The 6916-nt window shown below is 71.0% G+C and carries 8 protein-coding genes; 1 reads left to right on the top strand and 7 read right to left on the bottom strand.

The genetic code is table 11. The features are described from left to right. The 5 genes from gcvPB to VK501_RS16370 all read right to left on the bottom strand — a co-directional run. Positions 1–1443: aminomethyl-transferring glycine dehydrogenase subunit GcvPB (gcvPB, locus tag VK501_RS16390; protein WP_324339158.1), on the bottom strand; the 1443-nt coding region annotated here is incomplete at its 3' end. Next, entirely contained in the window at positions 1440–2843 is a 1404-nt protein-coding gene (gene gcvPA, locus VK501_RS16385; RefSeq protein WP_324339157.1) for an aminomethyl-transferring glycine dehydrogenase subunit GcvPA, read from the bottom strand. The genes gcvPA and gcvPB, both read right to left, overlap by 4 nt. A 17-nt stretch (positions 2844–2860) precedes the next feature. Continuing rightward, positions 2861–3256, bottom strand: a complete 396-nt coding sequence (gcvH, locus tag VK501_RS16380) for a glycine cleavage system protein GcvH (RefSeq protein WP_324339156.1) — start codon at positions 3254–3256, stop codon at positions 2861–2863. Between the two features lie 10 nt (positions 3257–3266). Then, entirely contained in the window at positions 3267–4340 is a 1074-nt protein-coding gene (gcvT, locus tag VK501_RS16375) for a glycine cleavage system aminomethyltransferase GcvT (protein WP_324339154.1), read from the bottom strand. Between the two features lie 113 nt (positions 4341–4453). Further along, positions 4454–4954, bottom strand: a complete 501-nt coding sequence (locus tag VK501_RS16370; RefSeq protein ID WP_324339152.1) for a ferritin — start codon at positions 4952–4954, stop codon at positions 4454–4456. Between the two features lie 101 nt (positions 4955–5055). On the opposite strand from VK501_RS16370, the gene VK501_RS16365 reads away from it, so the two are divergent. Further along, a complete protein-coding gene (locus tag VK501_RS16365) occupies positions 5056–5283 on the top strand; it encodes a hypothetical protein (protein WP_324339149.1) in 228 nt (75 codons plus the stop codon). A 140-nt stretch (positions 5284–5423) separates the two neighbouring features. Here the strand turns inward: VK501_RS16365 and VK501_RS16360 are convergent, their stop codons facing one another. Both VK501_RS16360 and ftsZ read right to left on the bottom strand, forming a co-directional pair. Then, a complete protein-coding gene (locus VK501_RS16360; protein ID WP_324339147.1) occupies positions 5424–5558 on the bottom strand; it encodes a hypothetical protein in 135 nt (44 codons plus the stop codon). Positions 5559–5756: 198 nt separating this feature from the next. After that, entirely contained in the window at positions 5757–6833 is a 1077-nt protein-coding gene (gene ftsZ, locus VK501_RS16355) for a cell division protein FtsZ (protein ID WP_324339145.1), read from the bottom strand. Between the last annotated feature and the right edge of the window lie 83 nt (positions 6834–6916).

Here is a 6916-nt window from a genome sequence, read left to right as displayed (position 1 = left end):
GGCGAAGCCGTCGAGCGTCTCGCGCGTCTCGGTCTCGGTCGGCTCCACGAGCAGCGCCTCGTCGACCAGCAGCGGGAAGTAGACCGTCGGCGGGTGGTAGCCGTGGTCCAGCAGCCGCTTGGCCAGGTCGAGCGTCTTGATCCCGAGGTCCTTCTTCATCGGCGCGCCCGACAGGACGAACTCGTGCATGCAGAGCTCACCGAACGCCAGCGGGAGCCGATCCGCCACGCCGTGCTCGCGGAGCTTGGCGAGCAGGTAGTTGGCGTTGAGCACCGCCGTCTCGGACGCGTCGGTGAGGCCCTCCGCGCCGAGCGAGCAGATGTAGGCGTAGGAGCGCACGAAGCACCCGTAGTTGCCCTGGAACCCGCGCAGGCGGCCGATCGACTTCTCGTAGCCGTGGTCGTCGAGGTCGAACGACCCGTCGTCGCGCCGAACGATCCGCGGGTTCATCAGGTACGGCTTCATGCGGTCGCTGACCGCGATCGGGCCGGAACCCGGGCCGCCGCCGCCGTGGGGCTGGGTGAACGACTTGTGCAGGTTGAAGTGCACGATGTCGAAGCCCATGTCGCCGGGGCGCGCCTTGCCCATGATCGCGTTGAGGTTCGCGCCGTCGTAGTACAGCGTCGCCCCGACGTCGTGGACGATCTTGGCGATCTCCGTGATGTTGGGGTCGAAGACACCCAACGTGTTGGGGTTGGTCAGCATCAGGCAGGCGACGTCCTCGTCGGCCTTGGCGCGCAGGTCGTCGAGGTCCACCCCGCCGTCGGGGTTCGTGCCGACCTTGACGACCTCGAAGCCCGCCATCGTGACCGTCGCCGGGTTGGTGCCGTGCGCGGTGTCCGGCGTCAGGACCTTGGTTCGCGTCTGGCCGCGGTCCTCGTGGAAGGCGCGCGTGAGCAGGACACCGGCGAGCTCGCCGTGCGAGCCGGCCGACGGCTGCAGCGACACGTGCGGCAGCCCGGAGACCTCGCCGAGCGCGCGCTCCAGGTTGTACATCAGCTCCAGCGCGCCCTGCGACCGCTCGGGCGACTGCAGCGGATGCAGGCGCGAGTGGCCGGCCATCGCCGCGACCCGCTCGTGCAGGCGCGGGTTGTGCTTCATCGTGCACGACCCGAGCGGGTAGAAGCCCGTGTCGAGGTCGAAGTTGCGCCGCGACAGCTTCACGTAGTGGCGCACGAGCTCGGGCTCGCTCACCTCGGGCAGGCGCGCCGGCGCCGCACGGCGCAGCGCGGCCGGCAGCAGCTCGCCGCCGTCGGCCTCGGGCACGTCCAGCTTGGGCGCCACGAACGCGCGGCGCCCGGCGGCGCCCTTCTCGAAGATCGTCGTCGCGCGATCGCGCTGCATCGGCGTCGCGCCTTCCGAGGAGATCGGGACATCATGGTGCGGATGGTGCCCGTCGATGCCCGGATCGGCGTGCAGCCTGTTGTCGTTGAAGGTCGTCATGCCGTCACCCCCGCCGCGGAGCGCTCCGCAGCGACCGCGGCGCCCAGCACCGCGACCAGCTGGTCGATGTCGGCCTTGGACCGCTGCTCGGTGAGCGCGACCAGCAGCCCGGTTCCCAGCTCGTCGTAGTCGCGGCCCAGCGCGTAGCCCGGGTTGACCCCGGCGTCCTGGCAGCGGCGGATCACCGAGGCGACCCCGTCGACGCCGCCGACGTCCAGCGTCACGGCGAACTCGCGCACGACCGGCTGGTCGTGCAGCGCCGAGACGCCCGCGACGCCGGCCAGCTGCTCCCGCGCGTAGTGCGTGCGCTGCAGCAGCAGCTCGCCGAGGTCGACGAGGCCCTGCTTGCCCAACCACGTCAGGTACACCACGCCGGCCAGCGCGTTGAGCGCCTGCGCGGTGCAGATGTTCGACGTGGCCTTCTCGCGGCGGATGTGCTGCTCGCGCGTCTGGAGCGTGAGGACGAACCCGCGGCGGCCGTCGGCGTCGACGGTCTCGCCCGCGATCCGGCCCGGCATGCGCCGCAGGTAGGCCTCCGTCGCGGCGAAGAAGCCGAACGACGGGCCACCGAAGTCCAGGCGGTTGCCGAGGGTCTGGCCCTCGCCGACGCAGACGTCCACCCCGCACTCGCCGGGCGGCTTCAGGATGCCCAGCGGGATCGGGTCGTACTGGCCGACGACCACGACGCTGTCGCCGCCCGCCGCGTCCTTGGCGGCGCTGGCCAGCGCCGCGGCGTCCTCGACCGCGCCGAGGAAGTTCGGCTGCTGGAAGAACACCGCGCCGGTCTCGCCGTCGATCGCCGCCGCCCAGGCATCGGGATCGGTGACGCCGTCCTTGAGCGGGACCTCGACGATCTCCGCGCCGAAGCCGTGCGCGTAGGTCTGGAGCGTCTCGCGGGAGTGCGGGTGCAGCCCGCGCGAGACCACGAACTTCGGCTTGCCGTTGGCCAGCCGCGCGAGGTAGCCGGCGCTCGCCACCGCCGACGGCCCCTCGTACACCGAGGCGTTGGAGACCGGCAGGCCCGTCAGCTCGCTGATGGCCGTCTGGTACTCGAACATCGCCTGCAGGTTGCCCTGGGAGACCTCGGGCTGGTATGGCGTGTAGGGCGTGAGGAACTCGCTGCGCCCCAGCAGCATGTCGATGACCGCGGGGACGTAGTGGTCGTACATCCCGGCGCCCAGGAACGTGATCTCGTCCTCGGCGCTGACGTTGTTGGCGGCCAGCTCGCGGAGGTGCGCGTAGACCTCCTGCTCGGGCAGCCCGGCCGGGAGGTCGAGCGGACGGCTGAGGCGGACGTCGGCCGGGATCTGGCGATCGAAGAGCTCCTGGACGGAGCTGACGCCGATCGCGGAGAGCATCTCCGCGAGATCGGCGTCGGTGACGGCGGTGTACTGCGACAAGAGCGTCCTTGTGGGAGTTAGGAGAGCGTGCCCTCATAGGCGGCGGAGTCCATCAGGCCGTCGGTCTCCGAGGAGTCGGAGAGCCGGACCTTCACCATCCAGCCGTCGCCGTAGGGGTCGTTGTTGATCGCCTCGGGCGCGTCGCCCAGGCCGAGGTTGACCTCGATGATCTCGCCCGTCAGCGGGGCGACCACGTCGGAGACCGCCTTGACGGACTCGACTTCAGCGTAGGACTCGCCGGCCGTGACCGTCGAGCCGACCTCGGGCGGATCGAAGAACACGACCTCGCCCAGGGCGTCCTGGGCGTACCAGGTGATCCCGAACACGGCGGTGTCGGGGTGGGCGGGATCTACTCGGGCCCAGTCGTGCTCCGGGTGGTAGAGCAGTTCAGCGGGGTAGCTCGCGTCGGCCATGGCCGTGACCCTACTTCTTGAGGAGGGGCTTCTTCGCGACGGTCGCCGTGCGGATCTTCCCGCGCACGTCGATCTCGAGCTCGGTGCCTTCCGCCGCCATGGCGGCGGGTACGTAGGCCATGCCGATCCCGATCTCCAGCGAGGGCGACATCGTCCCCGACGTCACCTCGCCGCCGCCGATCACCGCGTTGCCCTGGCGGGCGATCCCCGAGGTCATGGTGAAGGCGACGAGCTTCTCAGACGGGCCGGCCTTGCGCACCGCGCGGACCGCCTCGGAGCCGATGAAGCCGGTGTCCTCCTTGCAGGCCCAGCCGAGCCCGGCCTCGATCGGGCCGCGCGACTCCATCAGGTCGTTGCCGTAGAGGTGGTAGTTGACCTCGAGCCGCAGCGTGTCGCGCGCGGCCAGGCCGGCGGGGTGCGCGCCGCGCTTGACGACCTCGCCCCAGATCATCGGCGCGTCGGCGGGGTCGCAGAGGATCTCGACGCCGTCCTCGCCCGTGTAGCCGGTGCCGCACGCCAGCACGCGCTTTCCGCGCAGCATCCGGTGGCGGCAGGTGAAGCGATCCGGCAGCGGGGAATCGGCGAGCGCCTGGACGATCTCGCGCGCCTGCGGGCCCTGCACGGCGAGCATCGCGAAGCGGTCGGCCGCGTCCTCGACCACGACGTCGAAGTCGGTGGCCTGCTGCTGGAACCACGCGAGGTCCTTCTCGTGGTTGGCGGCGTTGGTGACCGTCAGGAACTCGGCGGCGCCGAGGCGGTACGTGAAGAGGTCGTCGAGCACGCCCCCGTCCTCGCGGCAGAGCACGGAGTACTGCGCGCCGCCGGTCAGCAGCTTGGTGACGTCGTTGCTGAGGAGGCGCTGCAGGAACGCCTCGGCCCCGGGACCGGCGGTCGCGATCTCGCCCATGTGCGAGACGTCGAAGACGCCCGCGGTCGCGCGCGTCGCGAGGTGCTCCGCCTTGACGCCGGCGTATTGGACCGGCATCTCCCAGCCCGCAAACGGGACGAGCTTCGCCCCGGCCGCGACGTGCTTGTCGTACAGCGGTGTGCGCCGGAGCGCGGTGTCGATCGGAGCGGCGGCCACGGCGGCGAGGCTAGCACCAGCACTGGCGGCGGCCGCGCCCGCGGGCCCGCCGCGGGGCCTACTCCGCGGGGTTCGTGCCGGGCGTCTCGCGCGCCGCGCACGTAGCGACCGCGTCACTCGGCAGGATGCTGGCCCGGCGTCTCGCGCGCCAGGTACTCCTCCAGCAGCATCGGCACGGTGGCGGTGCGCTCGGCGACGGCGAGCAGGTCCGACATCGAGGACTCCTCCTCGGTCTGCTCCTCCAGGAACCACTGCAGGAACTGCTCGGAGCGGTAGTCGCGCGTCTCGCGCGCGACCTCGAACAGCTCGCTGATGCTGACCGTGACGGACTTCTCCTGCTCGAGCGCGAGCCGGATCGGGGCGATGTGGTCCTCGAAGTCGGCGCGCGGCGCGGCGATGCTCCCGAACTCCACCGCCGAGTCGGTGTCCTGCAGGTAGCCCACCATCTTGAGCGCGTGCTCGCGCTCCTCCTCGGCCTGCGAGTAGAAGAACGCCGACAGCTGCGGGTAGGTCTCGTCGGCGTAGTACGCGCCGATCGCCGTGTACTGATGGGCGGCCGCGAACTCGCGGGCGACCTGGGCGTTCAGGGCGTCGATGAAGCGCTCGGAGGGCATCGGACGACCCTAGCGGGCCAAATACCCCGGTTCCAGCGCTTTCGGGCCGCCTAACTCGGGCTTAGGGCGCCCTACGATTCCCTGCTACGCTTCCTGCGCCGATGCCCTCGAAGCGCTGCTGCCGCTCCTGCCCGCGCTGTGACGACTGCCCCGTGCTCGTCGCCGCCGCCGCACGCGCCCGGCGCCGCGACATGACCACGATCGCGGCCCTCGTCGACGAGGTCTTCGCCGGCCTCGCGGTCCGCAGGCTGCCGGACTCGGTCACCCAGACGCTCGAGGCGCTCGACAGCGCACGCCGGCGTCCGGCCGTCCCGGCCGCGACCCGCTGAGACGCCGGCCGCCGCGACGGCGGCCGACCGAGCCCCTGGGCTAGGAGACTGTGTCGCTATCGCGACTGGGGACCCACCTCCGGCGGCGACGGCTGGCCATCGTGGGCCTCGGCCGCCCTGGCCGCCTACGGCACCCCTAGCTAGTTGTCCTGCGTGCTCTTGGTCGGGTACGGACGGACGAGGAAGTCCGTGAGGAGCTCGTCGCGCGAGTCCTCCGTGCTCAGCTCCAGCTGCGTGAGCAGCTCGGCGAGCTCGTCCGTGGTCATGTCTTGCATGGGTGCGATGCGTCCTTGCTCCGGGCCGACTAGGTGGGACGGGGCCGTCCCACCTGCAGTGTCGTCACTCCCGATGGTCGGCGCCATCCCTACTTCTTGGGATCTTGCCGTCCGACGGAGGACCGGAACCTGGTCCTCCGTCCTGCAAAGCACCCCTGCACCCCGTCTGGGCGTCCGTCTCCGGACACCGGGCCCCATCTACCGCAGGAAGGGCGGGATGTCGATCTCGTCGTCCCGGATCTCGAGCGACTCGCGCTCGACCCGGGGCGAGCGGTCACGACGGCGCGCGCTGTCGCGCGTCTCCTCGCGGGCCTGCCGCGGCCGCGCACGGCCGTGGTCGAACCCGGTGGCGATGACGGTGACGCGCACCTCGTCGCCGAGCGACTCGTCGATGACCGAGCCGAAGATGATGTTGGCGTTCGCGTCGGCGGCGCCCTGGACGATCTCGGCCGCCTCGTTGATCTCGAACAGGCCGATGTCGGGCCCGCCCGTGATGTTGAGGAGGATGCCCGTGGCGCCCTCGACCGACTGCTCGAGCAGCGGGCTGGAGATCGCGGTCTTCGCGGCGTCTGCCGCGCGCGTCTCGCCACCCGACTGGCCGATGCCCATCAGGGCCGACCCGGCGTCCTGCATGATCGTGCGGACGTCGGCGAAGTCGAGGTTGATGAGGCCCGGGATCGTGATGAGGTCCGTGATCCCCTGGACGCCCTGGCGGAGGACGTTGTCGGCCTCCCGGAACGCTTCGAGGATCGTCGTACGGCGCTCCACGAGCGCCAGGAGCTTCTCGTTCGGGATCACGATGAGCGTGTCGACCACGTCGCGGAGGCGCTGCACGCCCTCGTCGGCCTGGCGCATCCGCTGCGTGCCCTCGAACTCGAACGGCTTGGTGACCACGCCGACCGTCAGCGCGCCGATCTCGTTCTTGGCGATCTCGGCGATGACGGGGGCCGCACCGGTGCCGGTGCCACCACCCTCACCCGCGGTGACGAACACCATGTCGGCGCCCTTCAGCGCCTCCTTGATGTCGTCGCGGGACTCCGCCGCCGCGCCGAACCCGACGTCCGGGTTCGCGCCTGCGCCGAGGCCCTTGGTGAGCTCGTGCCCGATGTTGAGCTTGATGTCGGCGTCGCACATGGCGAGCGCCTGGGCGTCCGTGTTCGCGGCCACGAACTCGACGCCGCGCAGGCCGGCGTCGACCATGCGGTTCACCGCATTGGTCCCACCGCCGCCGACGCCGACGACCTTGATGACCGCGAGGTAGCTGCCGCTTTCCATGTGCTTGAAGTTCCTGTCCGACCCTCTAGGTAGCGTCGAGACTTTGGGCAGGGGTAGGCCCGTCTCGGCCAATGCACGGTACG

The organism is Baekduia sp., from assembly GCF_035318805.1.
Classification (GTDB): Bacteria; Actinomycetota; Thermoleophilia; order Solirubrobacterales; family Solirubrobacteraceae; genus Baekduia.
Note: the sequence above shows the minus strand (reverse complement) of the source record. Positions and strands in the feature narration are given on the sequence as shown.